General features: G+C 64.0%; 11 protein-coding genes. 2 read left to right on the top strand and 9 right to left on the bottom strand.

Annotation, left to right across the window (positions count from 1 at the left end):
- Nucleotides 1–86 precede the first annotated feature (86 nt).
- Entirely contained in the window at nucleotides 87–2,687 is a 2,601-nt protein-coding gene (gene treY / locus MUU55_RS22400; RefSeq protein ID WP_244762990.1) for a malto-oligosyltrehalose synthase, read from the top strand.
- Here treY and MUU55_RS22405 read toward each other — a convergent pair.
- From MUU55_RS22405 to MUU55_RS22425, 5 genes are all read right to left on the bottom strand, one after another.
- A complete protein-coding gene (locus MUU55_RS22405; protein ID WP_244762991.1) occupies nucleotides 2,684–4,315 on the bottom strand; it encodes an FGGY-family carbohydrate kinase in 1,632 nt (543 codons plus the stop codon). The genes treY and MUU55_RS22405 overlap by 4 nt on opposite strands.
- A 62-nt stretch (nucleotides 4,316–4,377) precedes the next feature.
- On the bottom strand, nucleotides 4,378–5,106 hold the full coding sequence (locus MUU55_RS22410) for an SDR family oxidoreductase (protein ID WP_244762992.1): 729 nt from the start codon (nucleotides 5,104–5,106) through the stop codon (nucleotides 4,378–4,380).
- A 26-nt stretch (nucleotides 5,107–5,132) separates the two neighbouring features.
- The gene (locus MUU55_RS22415; RefSeq protein WP_244762993.1) at nucleotides 5,133–6,377 is read right to left on the bottom strand and encodes a sugar ABC transporter permease; all 1,245 of its coding nucleotides are present in this window, start codon (nucleotides 6,375–6,377) and stop codon (nucleotides 5,133–5,135) included.
- A complete protein-coding gene (locus tag MUU55_RS22420) occupies nucleotides 6,374–7,192 on the bottom strand; it encodes an ATP-binding cassette domain-containing protein (RefSeq protein ID WP_244762994.1) in 819 nt (272 codons plus the stop codon). Before MUU55_RS22420 ends, MUU55_RS22415 begins: the two co-directional genes overlap by 4 nt.
- A gap of 82 nt (nucleotides 7,193–7,274) precedes the next feature.
- Nucleotides 7,275–8,321 (bottom strand): ABC transporter substrate-binding protein, encoded by a 1,047-nt coding sequence (locus tag MUU55_RS22425; protein ID WP_244762995.1) that lies wholly within the window; start codon nucleotides 8,319–8,321, stop codon nucleotides 7,275–7,277.
- Between the two features lie 281 nt (nucleotides 8,322–8,602).
- On the opposite strand from MUU55_RS22425, the gene MUU55_RS22430 reads away from it, so the two are divergent.
- Nucleotides 8,603–9,622, top strand: a complete 1,020-nt coding sequence (locus MUU55_RS22430) for a LacI family DNA-binding transcriptional regulator (protein WP_244762996.1) — start codon at nucleotides 8,603–8,605, stop codon at nucleotides 9,620–9,622.
- Nucleotides 9,623–9,667: 45 nt separating this feature from the next.
- Here the strand turns inward: MUU55_RS22430 and MUU55_RS22435 are convergent, their stop codons facing one another.
- The 4 genes from MUU55_RS22435 to MUU55_RS22450 all read right to left on the bottom strand — a co-directional run bounded on the left by MUU55_RS22435 (nucleotide 9,668) and on the right by MUU55_RS22450 (nucleotide 15,609).
- A complete protein-coding gene (locus tag MUU55_RS22435) occupies nucleotides 9,668–12,361 on the bottom strand; it encodes a sensor histidine kinase (RefSeq protein WP_244762997.1) in 2,694 nt (897 codons plus the stop codon).
- Nucleotides 12,362–12,699: 338 nt separating this feature from the next.
- Nucleotides 12,700–13,647 (bottom strand): XdhC family protein, encoded by a 948-nt coding sequence (locus MUU55_RS22440; protein ID WP_244762998.1) that lies wholly within the window; start codon nucleotides 13,645–13,647, stop codon nucleotides 12,700–12,702.
- Between the two features lies 1 nt (nucleotide 13,648).
- Nucleotides 13,649–14,230 carry a UbiX family flavin prenyltransferase gene (locus MUU55_RS22445; RefSeq protein ID WP_244762999.1) on the bottom strand — a complete coding sequence of 194 codons (582 nt, stop codon included), beginning with the start codon at nucleotides 14,228–14,230 and terminating at the stop codon, nucleotides 13,649–13,651.
- A gap of 5 nt (nucleotides 14,231–14,235) precedes the next feature.
- Nucleotides 14,236–15,609 (bottom strand): UbiD family decarboxylase, encoded by a 1,374-nt coding sequence (locus MUU55_RS22450; RefSeq protein ID WP_244763000.1) that lies wholly within the window; start codon nucleotides 15,607–15,609, stop codon nucleotides 14,236–14,238.
- Between the last annotated feature and the right edge of the window lie 68 nt (nucleotides 15,610–15,677).

Consider the following 15,677-nt stretch of genomic DNA (forward strand, 5'->3'; position numbering starts at 1 on the left):
CCATCCCCAAAGTCCGGAGAACCATTTGGAACAAAACAGGAGCATCTGCGTTTAGGAGCGGGCTTTACTCGCATCTTCTGGGCTTTATGACATCTCTCCACTCGACCTACCGCCTGCAGTTTCGCAATGGCATGGACTTCGCGCGCGCGCGCCAACTGGTCCCATATCTTAAGCAGCTGGGGATCAGCCACCTCTATGCCTCTCCCCTCACGACCGCCGTCGGCGGCTCGACGCATGGCTATGATGTCATCCGCGCAGACGAGATCGATCCCGCCCTCGGCGGCCTGAATGGACTGCGGCTGCTGGCGAAGGATCTCCACATGCACGGCATGGGCCTTCTCCTCGACATCGTGCCCAACCACATGGCCGCAAGCCTTGAAAATCCATGGTGGCGCAGTGTCGTTACCTGGGGCGCCGAAAGTGTCTTTGCCCGTCATTTCGACATCGACTGGTCGCAAAAACTGACCCTGCCCTTTCTTGGCAAGAGTTTTGCGGCGGAACTGGCCGATGGCACCATCCGGCTCGCCATCGACGCTCGGCACGATGCCCTTGCCCTCGCCTACCACGACACCTTCTATCCGCTGCATCCCCGGACCTGTGAGGCATTGCTGGCAGAAGCGGGCATATTCACCGGCATGCCCAATCCGGAAGAGGATCCACAGGGCTGTGCGGTTCACTCCGCCGCGTTGTCTGCGTCGGGCTCTCGCGACGCCCTGCAAAAACACCTAGAAACGCTCTCGGCAGACCTCGAACGAATCATCGCCATCCATGCAGCGCAGCCCTGGCAACTCACGGACTGGAAGACGGCGAGCCGGCACCTCAGCTACCGTCGCTTTTTCGAGATCGCCGGCCTTGCGGGGCTGCGGATCGAGGATCCCACAGTCTTCGACGACTACCACCGGCTGATCCTCGATCTCGTGCACGACGGCATCATCGATGGCCTGCGCATCGACCATATCGACGGGCTTGCCGATCCGGCGGGCTACCTGGAACGCCTGCGTGCCGCCGTCGGGCCCGACGTTTACATCGTCGTGGAAAAGATCCTTGAGAAGCACGAGCCGTTTGTGCCGGAATGGCCGGTTGCGGGAACGACGGGCTACGAATTCATCACCGCGCTCGCCGATGCATTCGCCGACGAACAGGAAGGCGGGCGGCTTGCCGACGCCTTCCGCCCTCTGAAGAACGAAGAGCATCGGGGCACCTACGCCGAGGAGGCGAAAGCCGGCAAACGGCAGATGCTCACCGACAATTTCGAAGGCGAGGTCCACCGTCTGGCAACGCTGGCGAGCGGCATGGCAGACCTTGCCAATGCCGACCTTTCGCGCAGCCTCCTGACCGAGGCGGTACGCGCGATCATCATCGCCCTGCCCGTCTACCGGACCTACATGACCTCGGCCGGCGTCATGGAACGGGACCGTCAACGGCTTGCGACCGCTCGGCAAACCGCACAGGAGAGCGCCTCGCCGGAGGTGTGCGAGGCTATCGATTTCGTCTGGGAACTGCTTGCCGACGACCGTGTCGCCGACACATTGAAGGATTGCGCCGAATTCCGCAGCCGCTTCCAGCAGGTGAGCGGCCCGATCATGGCCAAGGCACTGGAGGATACGCTCTTCTATCGGGAAAACGCCTTCATCGCGCTGAACGAGGTCGGCGGCGATCCGGGCGATGTCACCGGTGGCCCGGCCGCCTTCCATGCCGCCATGCAGGGACGATGTGAGACCATGCCGCACGGTCTCTCGGCGACGTCGACCCACGACACCAAACGCGGCGAGGATGCCCGGGCGCGGCTTTATACTCTCAGCGAAGCGCCGGAACGCTGGATCGACGCCGTGGAGCGCTGGGCCGGCCTCAATTCCCGTTTCCGCCGCCTGCACAATGGACGCGTGGTGCCGGAGCCCGACGTGGAGTGGCTGATCTATCAGGCGCTGGCCGGCATCTGGCCGGAATACGGCAACGCGGATATCGGCAGACGTATGGTGCCCTACATGATGAAGGCGCTGCGCGAGGCCAAGATCCGCTCGAACTGGAGCGCGCCCGATGCCGGCTATGAGCAAAACGTCACCGACTTCGTCGAGGATATTCTCGGCCACAGCGCTTTTCTGAACGACTTCGCCGAAACGCTTTCGCCCTTCATCGAGGCCGGCCTGGCGAACGCTCTGGCGCAGACGCTGGTCAAGTTGACGGCACCGGGCATTCCCGATTTTTACCAAGGCAGCGAGCGCGGCGATTTTTCGCTGGTCGATCCCGACAACCGCCCCCTTCTGAACGTGGCACCGCTGATCGTGCCCGCCCACCCACGCCCCATCCGTGAAAACTTCGCCGACTACAAGCAATGGCTCATCGCGACTACGCTTGCGGCGCGAAACGACGAGCCCCGCCCGTTTCGCGGGCCTTATCGCCCGTTGCAGCTTTCCGATAGCTCGCGGCAGGCGCTCGCCTTTCTGCGCGGCACGCCCGAGGCGTTTGCAATCACGGTCGTTCCGCGTCTCGTCTTCGGCAAGACCCGGCCGGATACGCTCCACCTGACCGAGGCAGCGTTGCAGAACGTTTCATTGGCCATTCCTGCCGGTTTTGCCGGCCGTACCGTGCGGTCCGTGCTCGATGACCGTGAGATCATGCTCGGCAATGCCATTCCGCTTTCGGAACTGCTCTGTGCCGAACCTGTCGCACTGCTGCTCAGCCGCTAGCGGATGTCGCGTGCCACGGCTTGCAGGCGCTGGAAGGCTGTGTAGCGCCTGGCATGCAAGGCAAGGGTCTCGCCGCCGGCAGGCTCGTAGGCGCGGTCGGTTGCCGAAAGTGCCGCCATGGCGGCACGCACATCCGGAAAGGCTCCGCCGGCGACGCTGCCAAGGATGGCCGCGCCGAGCAGAACGGGTTCCTCCGCGCGTGTTGCGAGCAGGGGCCTGCCCGTCGCATCGGCCAGAAGCTGGCGCACGAGATCGAGTTGCCCGGCACCGCCACTGATGACGATCTTGTCGATTGGCGCGCCGGCCATGGCCTGCGCATCGATGATCTGGCGCAGGCCATAACCGATGCCGCAGAGGCCGGCGATATAGAGCGCGACGAGATTGTCGAGGTCGCGCTCCATGCCGAGGCCGACAATGGCGGCGCGGGCATGGGGATCGGCGAAGGGCGCGCGGTTGCCGAGGAACTCCGGCACGACATGCAGCCCATCCGCCAACGATGCTACGTCGGACAGCGTGCCCGCCTTCTCCGAAGCCAGTTCCGCCAACAGCACCGGCAAGGAGAGCCCGCGCGTCTTTGCCAGCGCCGCAGCTTCGCTTGAAGCCGGGTGGAAGGAAAGAAGCTGTTCGATGGCGGCTCCAGCCGCCGACTGGCCGCCCTCGTTCAGCCACATGCCCGGTACCATTGCGGAGAAATACGGCCCCCAGACACCCGGCACGAAGACCGGTTCGTGGGTCGAGGTCATGGTGCAGGAAGAGGTGCCGAAGACATAACCGAGATTGTTTTCCGGCGGGCCATCGACGCCGACCGTGCCGATACCGCCCGCATGGGCATCGATCATGCCAGCGCCAACCGGGATGCCGGCGACAAGGCCGAGTTCGGCCGCCGCCGTCTCGGTCAGGCCCTCGCCAAGCGGCGTACCGGGTTCGACGACGCGCTGGCCGATGCGCGCGAAATCCTCGTCTGCAAGAACACCGAGGCCGATGCCGTGGAAATAGCCGGGATCCCAGCGCTTTTCATGCGCGAGATACGTCCATTTGCAGGTCACGGTGCAGGTCGAGCGGGCAAGATCGCCCGTCGCGCGCCAGGTCAAAAAATCGGCGAGATCGAAGAACTGCCAGGCGGCATCGAAGACCGCGGGTCGGTTTTCCTTCAGCCACAGCAGTTTCGGCGTTTCCATCTCCGGCGAGATGATACCGCCGACATAGCGCAGCACATCATATCCGCCGGCATTGATACGCTCGACCTGATCCACGGCGCGGTGATCCATCCAGACGATGATGTCGCGTTCGGGGTTTTCCGAGGGGCCGACGGGCAGCGGCTTGCCCCCGTCCCCGAGCACAACCAGCGAGCAGGTCGCATCGAAGCCGATGCCAGCGACGCTTTCCGGTGCGATCCCCGCCTTCTCGACCGCCTCGCGCACCGACGCGCAGACAGCAGCCCAGATTTCCGTGCTCGACTGCTCGACCATCGCGCCCGGCTCGCGAAACAGCGAAATGTCGCGTTTTCCCGAAGCCAACATGCGGCCGGAGAGATCGAAGAGGCCGGCTCTGGCGCTGCCCGTGCCGACATCGACGCCGACAAAGTAGCGTTCGCCGCCCGGGGGCTGCGCGGAGGAAGGAGTGCTCATGGGTCTACCGCCTGCAATCAGGAATTTTTCGGGCAAGCGGCGTCATGCCGCTTGCCACTCGCTTAGAGATCGACGCTGTTGGGCAGGATGACGAGGTCGCGGATCGTGATGTTGCGCGGCCGCGTCAGCATGAAGAGCACGGCATCGGCCACTTCCTTCGGCTGCATCAGGCTGCCATTGGCAAGCGCCTCGTCCATCTTCTCCTTCGGCCAGTCGTCGAGCAGCGCCGTTACAACCGGGCCAGGCAGGACCGCACCGACGCGCACGCCATGCTGCGCCACCTGCCGGCGCGTCGAATGCACGAAGGCCTGCACGGCGAATTTCGAGGCCGTATAGATCGGCTCCCAGATGACGGGCACGACACCGGCGATCGACGAAGTGAACAGGATGTCGCCCGTCTTCTTCTCGATCATGTAGGGCAGCACAGCATGAACCGAGCGGAAGGCCGCGTTGATGTTGAGGTTCAGCATGCGGTCCCAGGCATCGGGATCGCCTTCCGCCACCGGACCGCCGATATAAGCGCCGGCATTGGCGTGGAAGACATCCAGTCCGCCGGCAATCTCGAGGATGCGCGGCAGCATGCCGGAGACATCGGATGGCGTCAGCAGGTCCACGACGAGCGGCAGGGCGTTCGGCCCGAGCTCCTTGCAGAGCTGTTCTAGCTTGTCCTTGGCGCGATCGACGAGCACCACCTTCGCGCCTTCGGCCAGAAGCGTCTTGGCACATTCGAGGCCGATGCCGGAGGCGGCACCGGTGATGGCGGCGATCTTGCCTTTCATGAGGTCAGTCATGATCTAAAACTCCATTCCAATATGCGTTAGGCGCGGCCGTGGCTGACGCGGGAGCGACGGGCGAGCGAGTCGACGATGACGGCGATGGCAAGAACGCCACCCGTAATCATGTAGCGCAGCGAGGACGACAGGTTGAGCAGCGTCAGGCCGTTCGAGATCGCCTGAATGACGATGATGCCGAGCAGGGCCGAATAGGCGCTTCCGCGTCCGCCGAAGAGGCTGGTGCCGCCGATGACGGCTGCGGCGATAGCGTTGAGGTTGACGTCGCCCGTGCCGGCCTGCTGGCTGGAAGAGGCAAGACGCGAGGCCGAGAGGATGCCGCCGAGGGCCGCCAGCGTCGAGCAGAGCATGAAGGCGCTCATATAGATGCGGCGCACATTGATGCCCGAGCGGCGCGCCGCCTCCTTGTTGCCGCCGACGGCGAACATCGAGCGACCCCATTGCGTGCGCGTCAGCGCGTAGTTGAGGATGACGGCAAGCGCGATGAAGAGCGCAAACATCCAGGGCATGCCGCGGCCGAGATTGAGATAGAAGACCGCGGCCTCCAGCGCCACCGTCAGAACGGCGGCCTTGAGGATCAGCGCACGCATAGGCTGGGCCGAGAGGTTGGCGGCGAGGCGCTGGTTGCGGGTCCGCAAACCACGACCGATCATCACGAGGCCGGGCAGTAGCGCAAGCGTGTGGGACAGCCAGTCAGGCATGATCAGGATCTGGCCGAAGCGCACCAGTGACGAGGCATAGGGCAGATTGATCGAACCGGTCGGGCCGAGAATGTAGAGCTGCATGCCGAGCAGCGCGAGCAGGCCGGCGAGCGTGGCGACGAAGCTCGGCATGCCCAGACGGTTATAGAGCGTCGCATAGAGCAGACCGACGCCTGCACCGACGACGAGGGCGGCCAGAATAGCACCAGCAATCGGCCAGCCCTGATTGACCCAGAGCACGCCGACCATGGCCGAGGCGAGACCGCTCATCGAACCGACCGACAAGTCGATTTCGCCAAGTACCAGCACGCAGACGATGCCGAGCGAGATGACGCCAACCGTAGCGCAGTCGAATAGCAGGTTCACGAGGTTGTTCGGCGCCAGGAAGATCGGGTTCAGCGCGGAAAACACGATGGAGATGACGACGAGGCCGACGGCGACGGGCAACATGCCGAGATCGCCGGAGCGCACGCGGTCGATAAAACCCTTGGCCACGGCGGCAAGGCTGTCATCGTGGCGCACGCGCTCGTCGCTGCGGTCCAGCATGGGCTGGGATGGATTCTGGCTCATGCTGCACCCCCGTTGTGTTCCTGGGCTTCGCCGGCCTTACGGTCGGCACGGCGCGAAACGGAATTGTCCGTGGCGCCTGTAATGGCGGAAATGAGGTCCTGATTGGAGGATTTGGGCGTGAAGACGCCGTTGTTCTTGCCGAGGCGCAGCACGACGATCCGGTCCGCCACGGCGCGCACGTCCTCCATGTTGTGGCTGATGATGATGACGCCGAGGCCGCGATCGCGCACGCGCTCGATGAGGTTCAGCACCTCGGCCGTCTGCGCAACGCCAAGTGCCGCCGTTGGCTCGTCCAGCATGATGAGCTTGGGGTTGAGCAGCAGCGAGCGGGCGATGGCCACCGTCTGGCGCTGACCGCCGGAAAGCGAGGCGATGGGTTCGCGGACAGACGGGATGCGGGCGGCAAGCTCGCGTAGCAACGTCCAGGCGCGCACTTCCATCGCCACTTCATCGAGCGCCCAAGGCGACATTTCGTGACCGAGGAAGAGATTGGCGACGACGTCGAGGTTTTCGCAGAGCGCAAGGTCCTGGAAGACGGTGGCGATGCCCATGTCCAGCGCCTTGGCGGGCGTGTCGAGCGAAACCTGCTGGCCGCAGAATTCGATCGTGCCTGACGAGGGCTGGTGCACGCCGGCAAGCACCTTGACCAGCGTCGACTTGCCGGCACCGTTATCGCCGACCAACGCGACGACCTCGCCCGCCTTCACGTCGAGTTCGATATCCGTCAGCGCGGAGACGGCGCCGAAATTCTTGGATACGCCGCTGAGACGTATGACCGATTGCCCCTTGGCGGGAAGACTTAACGTGGCTGTCATGGCCCCAGAACCTTCAGAAAGACCTTGCGACTGATCGAGATGTCCGGCCGCGGGAGGCCACGGCCGGACACGATGGGCTCAATTAGTTGATGATGCCGAGTTTGCGGCAACCTTCAACATATTCGCCCGTGCAGACTTCTTCCGGCTTGTTGATGCCCTTGTCGAAGATCTCGGCCTTGATGTTTTCAGCCGTCACGACCGCCGGAACGAACAGCTGCGAAGGCGTTTCGTAGAGCTTGTGGGTGGCTTCCGGGGTCTCGCCCTTCAGAAGCTTGACGGCAACACCGGCGGCAGCGGCAGCCACGATTTCCGAAGGCTTGGAGATCGTGTTGTACTGGTCGCCGGAGATGATGAGCTGGAGGGCGGCAATCGTCGCGTCGTTGCCGGTCACCGGCGGCATTTCCTTAACGCCGGCAGCCTTGAGAGCCGCGATCGCGCCGCCGCCCGTGCCGTCATTGGCAGCCACGATGCCCTTGATCTCGTCGCCGAAGCGGGTGATCTGGCCGGCGGCCCATTCCTGTGCCTTCGGCGGCGCCCATTCCGGCGTATCGAATTCGGCGAGCGTCTTGTAGGGCGAAGCCGAGAGCGCTTCGTGGATGCCGTCGCGGATCAGGCCGGCGGCCGCATCGGTCGGTGAGCCGTTGATCTCCAGCACGCCGGCGCCATCCGGAACGCCCTTGGCCTTCAGGTGATCGACCAGCGACTGGGCGATAGCCTTGCCGATACCCTGGTTGTCGAAGGAGACGTAGTAGTCAGCCGGCTTGTCGGGGATCGGGCGGTCATAGGCGATGACCTTGACGTCCTGCGACTGGGCGATTTCGACCAGTGCGGCAGCCGCAGCGGAATCGACCGGGTCGAGCACGATGACCTTGGCGCCCTGCGCGATCACCGAGTTGAACTGCTGCTGCTGGAGTGCGACGTCAGCATTGGCGTTCTGATAGATCACCGTGCAGGTGGCGCAGAGTTTTTCCATTTCGGCCTTGAAGCCGGGATAGTCGTGCTGCTCGTAGCGGGTCGAGGCCTGGTCGGGCATCAGGAAGGCGACGGTCGCGTTTTCCTGGGCAAGGGCGGCGCTGCCGAGCGACAGGGCAAGGCCGGTCGAGGCGAGCAGGATGGTAAGCGTCTTCATGGGGTTCCTCCACAGTTGATGTTCAGTTCGTTCGCCGGCGACCTCAAGCCGCCAAGGGCGACAAAGCCGGACCGCCTCCACACGCCGAAAGCGCGCAGATCATCGTTCGCTGCAGCGACGCCGCAACGTCCGGTTCGTCGATGCTCCGTCTGACTCCTCCCTTGGGTCAGCCTTGCTGTTCAGGCAACTTCATCGATGGAGCATATCTGCTCAATCGATGAAGCAAGAATTGTCACCAAACGCTAATGGTGTCAAGGTGGCTTTCGAAATGGAGATGACATGTGAATCGCACGACGCCCGCCAAAAGGACGACCATCTATGATCTGGCGGAGCTGGCAGGAACATCCGCCAGCGCCGTGAGCGCCGTTCTCAACGGCAACTGGAAGAAGCGGCGCATCAGCGCCAAGCTTGCGGAAAAGATCACGAAACTGGCCGAAGAACAGGGCTATGCGGTCAACATGCAGGCGAGCGTGCTGCGCCGCGACCGTTCGAAAATCATCGGCATGATCGTGCCGAAATACGACAACCGCTATTTCGGTTCGATCGTCGAGCAGTTCGAGGCACTCGCCCGCGCGCGCGGCCTCTTCCCGATCATCACCTGCACGATGCGTGACCCGGCGCTGGAGCTGGAAGCGGCGCGCACCATGCTGTCCTATCAGGTCGATTGCCTGGTTGCGACCGGCGCCACGGACCCCGACCGCGTCATGGATCTGTGCGCCGCCGCCGGCGTGCGCACCATCAATCTCGATCTCCCCGGCTCCCGCGCTCCATCCGTCATTTCCGACAACTATGGCGGAGCGCTGGAGCTGACGCGCCGGGTGCTCGCCAATTGCGAGCGGGAATATGGCGAAAAGGCCCCCCTCCTCTTCATCGGCGGCCGCGGTACAGATCACAACACGATGGAGCGCGTTCGCGGTTTTCGCGATGCCCATGCGGAAGCCGGCGTTCCCGTCGACGAGATGCTGGTGCAAACCTGCGGCTACGCACCGGAGAAGGCGGAAAGCGCCATGAGGCAACTCGCAGAACGGACAAGCGATCTGCCGCGCGGCATGTTCGTCAACTCGACGATCTCACTGGAAGGCGTGATGCGCTGGATCCGCCGTTCCGGTCACTATGCCGAGCGCATGCCGCATCTCGGCTGCTTCGACTGGGATCCCTTCGTCGCCATGCTCGGCGACCATATCGAAATGGTGCGGCAGGACGTGCCGAGAATGCTGGAGGCCGTCTTCGGCATCATCGATTCCGGCGCGACGGACATCACCGTGGTGCAGGTGCCGCCGATCATGGAAAAAGCCGGCTGAGCCTGTACTCCGCCGGCACCCGCCATCCACGGACACGCTCGCCGCTCATTTCGCCTTGCCGGGCCTTGCGGTCTCGCCCGCAGGAAAGCGGATGACGACGCGCGTGCCACGCTTCTTCACCGCCGGGCTTTCGGCATGAACCTTGCCGCCCATCGCCTCGACGAAGCCGCGGGCGATGGAGAGGCCGAGACCCGTGCCGGGCGAGCGGCCGTCCGGCTTGCCGCGCCGGTAGAATTTTTCGAATATGCGGTCGATTTCTGCGGGTGCAACACCCTTGCCGAGATCGGTGACGGAGATCAGCACGTCCTGCCCGTCGCGCCGCGCGTAAACATTGACCGGCTCCTCACCGCCGAACTTCACGGCATTGTCCAGCAGGTTGAAGAGCACCTGACCGAGCAGCACCGCGTCACCCTCGATCATCGGCAGGTCCGGCGCGATGCCCGTTTCGATCGTGGTTCCCGGGAAATATTTTCGCGCGCGCTCGACGGCGGCGTGAATAACGTCGGAGACGTCGATCCCCTCGCGCCTTGGCTTCAGCGTGCCCGCTTCGATACGCGTCATGTCAAGCAGATTGGAGACGAAGAGGCTCATGCGGCCTCCTTCCTCCTCGATGGACAGGAGGAGATCGTCTCGGCCTCGCGCTTCCATCTCGTCACCGGCCTGACGGAGGCTGGCGGCGGCGCTCATGATGGTAGATAGCGGGGTGCGCAGATCGTTCGAGATCGACGACAGCAGGGCTTCGCGATAGCGCTCGCCCTCCAGCCGCGCCGCCTGCCGCACGCTTTCCTCCGACAACCGTGCACGGTCGAGCGCAATGGCCGTCTGGTCGAGAATGGCCGAAAGCGCCCGCTCGGCATTCGGTCCCAATTGCTCTTCGCTCACCTGGATGCCGCAAACGCCGACGAGGCCGTGCGGTCCCATCAACGGGCGGAATTCAAAGCGGCTGTTCGGCAGCGTACCGGTTCCCGCGCCCGCCACCTCCTGCTTGTCTCGGGTCCATCGTGCCGCCGTAAAATCGGTGACGTCGAGCTCGGTATCCGGCGGCCAGACGGCGGAAACCTTGAGATCGGTCTTGTCGGGCATCAACAGCACGATGTTGCGCTTGAGGCTGGCCTGGAGATGGGAGACCGCAAGCCAGATCGCATCGTCCGCCTTGTCCGCCGTCGAAAGCTTTCGCGAGAACTCGTAGAGCGATTGCAGCGCGGTGGCGCGCACGCGGGCGACCTCCGCCTGTTCCTTGATGCGCGAGGCAAAACCACCGGCGATGATCGCCACCGACAGGAAGACGACCAGCGCAAACACCTCGTGCGGCGCCGTTATCGTGAAGGTGTGCAGCGGATCGATGAAAAGGAAGTTATAGGCGAGCGCCGAAAGAACCGCCGAAATGAACGCAGAGACATAGCCCCCAAGCACGGCGGAGCCGAGAACGGCGAGCAGGAAGAGCAGTGAAATGTTCGGCAATTCAGCGAACACGAAGACCAGCTTGCCGACAAGCGCGGTCGCACCGGTGAGCGCTGCGGCAATCAGCGCCGACTGCCTGTAGGAGGCAATGCCCGGCAGCGCTAAACGCGCTGGCGCGGGTGGCTTTTCCTTCTTCTCCGGGGTCACGAAATAGACGCCGAGGCCGGCGGCCCGGCGCGACAGCGCATCGGGCAGCGACGGCAGGAGAAATTTACGCCAGCCGCGGTTGCCTCGCGCGCCGATGACGATCTGGGTCGCATGTTCGCGGCGGGCAAGTTTCAGGATTTCCTCGACGAAATCGGTGCCGACGATCCGGCGCGTCTCTGCTCCAAGCTGTTCGGCGAGCCTAAACAGCGCTTCCATGCGCTGCAGACGCGCGGTCGTCTCGGACTCCCGGTCGGCCCGTTCGATGGAAACGACGATCCAGGGAGCATTGAGGCCGGAGGCAAGTCGGCTTGCCACGCGCAGGACCTTTTCCGAAAGATCGTCCGGCCCGATACAGACGAGAAGCCGCTCGCCGCTCGCCCAGGGGCCTTCGATGGCGTTCTGCTTGAGGTAATCGACCACCTGTTCATCCACCCGGTCGGCGGTGCGGCGCAGGGCAAGCTCGCGCAGCGCCGTCAGGTTGCCGAGGCGGAAAAAGCGATCGACGGCGCGGCTGGCGCTCTCGGGCAGGTATACCTTGCCGTCCTTGAGGCGGTCGATCAACTCGGTCGGCGGCAAATCCACGAGTAGAACCTCATCGGCCTTCTTCAACACCACGTCGGGAACGCGTTCGCGCACCGTCACGCCGGTGATCTGCGCCACGACGTCGGACAAACTTTCCAGATGCTGGATGTTGAGCGCGGTCCAAACGTCGATGCCCGCCGCGATCAGCTCCTCGATATCCTGATAGCGCTTCGGATGGCGGCTGCCTTCCGTATTGGAATGGGCCAGTTCATCGACAAGAACAATTTTCGGACGCCGCGCAAGCGCACCGTCGAGATCGAACTCCTCCAGCGTCCTGCCGCGATGTTCGACAAGCGCACGCGGCAACACTTCCAGACCTTCGACAAGAGCTGCCGTCTCGCCCCGCCCGTGGGTCTCCACGAGACCGACGACAACATCCACGCCCTCGGCCTTCAGGCGCCCGGCGCGTGTCAGCATGGCGTAGGTCTTGCCCACACCCGGCGCAGCCCCGAGGAAAACGGTCAACTTGCCCCTGCGGTCCTTCTCCGCCAGGGCCAGCAATGCATCGGGATCGGGCCTCAGACCGTCGTCGCGCTCGTTGTCCGTCATACTCACTCTCATGGTCCGCGCGTAGAGAGCGCGGGGTTTAGCTTCAATATGTCCACCGGCCATTGACCGATGGCTCCCAAAGGACGGCTTTCTATCGATTTTCGGTACGGTCCGCCATCTCCGTTTCTGCGGCCTCCGTCGCCTTCGCGGCCCACTCGTCCGCAGGCGCGCAAAAAGCCGTGGAGCGCGAGGAGAGGTGCAGGATACCGCGGCAGCATTACAGGTCTCGAGGGAGATCGTGGAGGGGGCCGCTCAGGAACAAGGGAAGGAAAGCAGACAGCCTGCCGGTCAGGTCGGGGTCGTGGCGACCGCGTCCCGTTCACCGATGCATGCCGGCATCACCGTTCGGAAGAAGGCGATGGCGACCCGTGCGCCCACGCGACGTCAGCGACGACCGAGAGGGCGAGCGCACGCGAATCCCTTGCCTTGTCAAAGATGCCGATCGGCGCCCTGACGCGGGCAAGAGCCGTCTCGCCATGACCGCGTTGCCGAAGCGCTTCGCAGCGTTTCGCATGGGTTCGGCGGCTGCCAAGGGCGCCGATATAGAAGACAGGAGAGGCGAGCGCGGCCTCCAGCAGCGGCAATTCGCGGTCGAGGTCATGAAAGAGGAGCGCGACGGCGGTATCGGCATCGAGTTCGACCGGCGACAGCGCCCGGCCATGTTCGATGGTCGAGACAGCATAGCCGGAGGCGGCCGCGACCCGCGCCACGGCGCCGGCCTCCATGGGAGTACCGGCAAGCAGAAGACGCGGCTTCGGACGGTAGCTGCGAACGAATGCGTCCCCCTGCCAGCCGCTGGCCCCCTCGCCGGCTTCGAAAGAAAGAGCCTGCATGCCGGGATGGTATAGCAAGCGCACGGCTAACCTTTGTCGAAGCCCGGCCAGGGCGCTGCGCAGCGACGAGGCGTCACGCAGGACATGAATGGCAAGGGTGATCCCGCCTCCGCAGGGCAGGACGATATCGAAGAAGGGCGAGCCTTCGCCAAGGCGTAGGTTGCGATCCAAGCCCCTGTCGAGAGCGATCATCGCGTCGGCGGCGACCGTGGCCTCGGTGCATCCGCCGGATACGAAGCCGCAGTAAAGACCGTCCTCTCGCACCGCCATCTGTGCGCCGAGGGCGCGGGCGGCACCGCCGCGGATCTCGACGAGGGTAATGAGCGCGGTGCGGACACCCTCTTCAAACGATTGCGCGGCAAAGGAGAGAATGTCGATCGCGTCGTCAGACAGGAAGGCCGCGCGAGGTTCCGGCGGCAGCATTTCCAGGTCAGGAGCGATCCGGACGACCATGTCATTCCCCTCCTTGCGTTCCTTCCCAGCGGCGCACAATGCCGGGGTCGAGGTCGAACAGGTCGAGCACGCGGCCGACGGTATGGTCGACCATTTCCTCAAGGCTTTTCGGCTTGGCGTAGAAAGCCGGCACGGGCGGATAGATGATGCCGCCCATTTCCGTAACCTGCGCCATATTCCTGATATGGCCGAGATGCAGCGGCGTTTCGCGCAGCATGAGCACGAGGCGGCGGCGCTCCTTCAACACCACGTCGGCGGCGCGTGAGAGCAGGTTGTCCGTCGTGCCCGTTGCGATTTCGGCCATGGTCTTCACCGAACAGGGCGCGACGATCATGCCGAGCGTCTTGTAGGAACCGGAGGAACAGACCGCGCCGATATCCTTGTTGGAATAGGTGGTCGTCGCCAGCGCTTCCAGGTCCTGTTTGGTGAAATCCGCCTCGGCCGCGAGCGTGATGCAGGCGGCGCGCGACATGATCAGGTGCGTCTCGATTTCGAGGTCGCGCAGCACTTCGAGGATGCGCTTGCCGTAGATGACCCCGGACGCCCCCGAAATGCCGACGATCATGCGTCTTGGCCGCGTCATGACCTTTATCCCGCTGATTTGAGAAGGGCTGCGGCACGGGCGGACGCTTCATCGCTGATACGCGCGCGCACACCATGGAAGTTCGGCCCGCGCGTGGCGTCTAACCCCATGCGCGAGGTCGTGCCGATGCCGCTCGCCGAAGGATCGAGCGCATTGCCCGGCAGGCCCTCGATGATGACAACATCCTTGTGCGGCTGGAAGTGGGTGGCGAGCGCCCAGAGCACTTCCGAATCCTTGGTGATATCGACGTCGGCATCCACCACCACGACATTCTTCAGATACTGGTCCCAGCCGAGAAGGCCGAGCATGACCTGCCGCGCCTCGCCCTCGCGGGTCTGGTTCATCGCGATATAGGCATGGAAATGCGTGCCCGACGACGGGTAGTGCACGGCGGTGATCGAGGGGAAGCGGGCCTTCAGCTTCTCCACCACCTCGGCCTCGCGCGGCACGCGGCCGAGGTTGAGGTGCTCGGCCGAATTGCCGCCCGCGACGGAGACGAGCATGGCATCGCGCCTGCGCATGATGGTTTCGACATTGAAGAGGTTGTTGGTCGAGCGGTCGGAGGAATAGCCGGTGAACTCGCCGAACGGCCCCTCCTCGACATGAGCCTCGGGATCGATCACGCCTTCCAGCACGATCTCGGCATGAGCAGGAACGCGGATGCCGTATTTCGGCGTGCGCACGACCTGCAAGGGTTCGCCCATCAGGCCGCCAGCGACATCGCGCTCGTCCTCGCCGAAGGCCAGACGGGCGGAGGCGGCGATCATGAACAGCGGATGGCCACCGATCACCATGGCGACCGGCATTGGCTTGCCCTTCTCCTTCGCCATGTTCATCAGGCGCCAGAGATGGCCGCGCGAATGGAGCGACGTTGCCAGCGAATTCTTCGAATGAATCATCGCGCGGTGATAGCTGAGATTGCCCGCGCCGGTTTCCGGGTGCTCGCCGATGATGATGCCCGACGTGATGTATTTCGCGCGGTCGGTGTCGAAGTGCTTCAGCATCGGCAGCGTGTTGAGATCCACATCGTCGCCGGAGATGATGACTTCGGTGATCGGGCCGCTTTCCAGCAGTTCCGGCGTGAAGGGTTTGTTCGAGCGGGTCTGATAGGCCTCGTGCAGCTTGTCGGCGGTCGAGCCGAGCAGGTGGGCGATACGATCGCGCGAGGCGAAGATATTGCAGACGACTTCGGCACCGATGCCGCTGACATTCTTCAGGTGCAACATCTGGTGCTGGCCCTTGTCCGCGAGGTTCCAGATCAGCGCCGTGGCGTCCTGATCGTCCGAGACCGGCCGGTCGATGGTGATGACGTCCTCGGGATGCTCCGCCTGGTAATCGGCCAGGAAACGGCGGACGTCTTGCTTGTGGTACTGGCTCATCTCTCGGCCTCGGTGTTCGGGGTTGGCGGCGCGTTGGGCCGCCCGATAGGCAAAGCCCGCCGCCTTTC

The sequence above is a fragment of the Shinella curvata genome (assembly GCF_022899935.1).
Lineage (GTDB): Bacteria > Pseudomonadota > Alphaproteobacteria > Rhizobiales > Rhizobiaceae > Shinella > Shinella curvata.

What these genes read in the sequence shown, in the direction of transcription:
- MUU55_RS22415 (WP_244762993.1), bottom strand. Translation starts at nt 6,377, where the DNA reads ATGAGCCAGAATCCATCCCAGCCCATGCTGGACCGCAGCGACGAGCGC.
- MUU55_RS22440 (WP_244762998.1), bottom strand. Translation starts at nt 13,647, where the DNA reads ATGGTCGTCCGGATCGCTCCTGACCTGGAAATGCTGCCGCCGGAACCT.
- MUU55_RS22450 (WP_244763000.1), bottom strand. Translation starts at nt 15,609, where the DNA reads ATGAGCCAGTACCACAAGCAAGACGTCCGCCGTTTCCTGGCCGATTAC.
- MUU55_RS22425 (WP_244762995.1), bottom strand. Translation starts at nt 8,321, where the DNA reads ATGAAGACGCTTACCATCCTGCTCGCCTCGACCGGCCTTGCCCTGTCG.
- MUU55_RS22410 (WP_244762992.1), bottom strand. Translation starts at nt 5,106, where the DNA reads ATGACTGACCTCATGAAAGGCAAGATCGCCGCCATCACCGGTGCCGCC.
- treY (WP_244762990.1), top strand. Translation starts at nt 87, where the DNA reads ATGACATCTCTCCACTCGACCTACCGCCTGCAGTTTCGCAATGGCATG.
- MUU55_RS22435 (WP_244762997.1), bottom strand. Translation starts at nt 12,361, where the DNA reads ATGACGGACAACGAGCGCGACGACGGTCTGAGGCCCGATCCCGATGCA.
- MUU55_RS22420 (WP_244762994.1), bottom strand. Translation starts at nt 7,192, where the DNA reads ATGACAGCCACGTTAAGTCTTCCCGCCAAGGGGCAATCGGTCATACGT.
- MUU55_RS22405 (WP_244762991.1), bottom strand. Translation starts at nt 4,315, where the DNA reads ATGAGCACTCCTTCCTCCGCGCAGCCCCCGGGCGGCGAACGCTACTTT.
- MUU55_RS22445 (WP_244762999.1), bottom strand. Translation starts at nt 14,230, where the DNA reads ATGACGCGGCCAAGACGCATGATCGTCGGCATTTCGGGGGCGTCCGGG.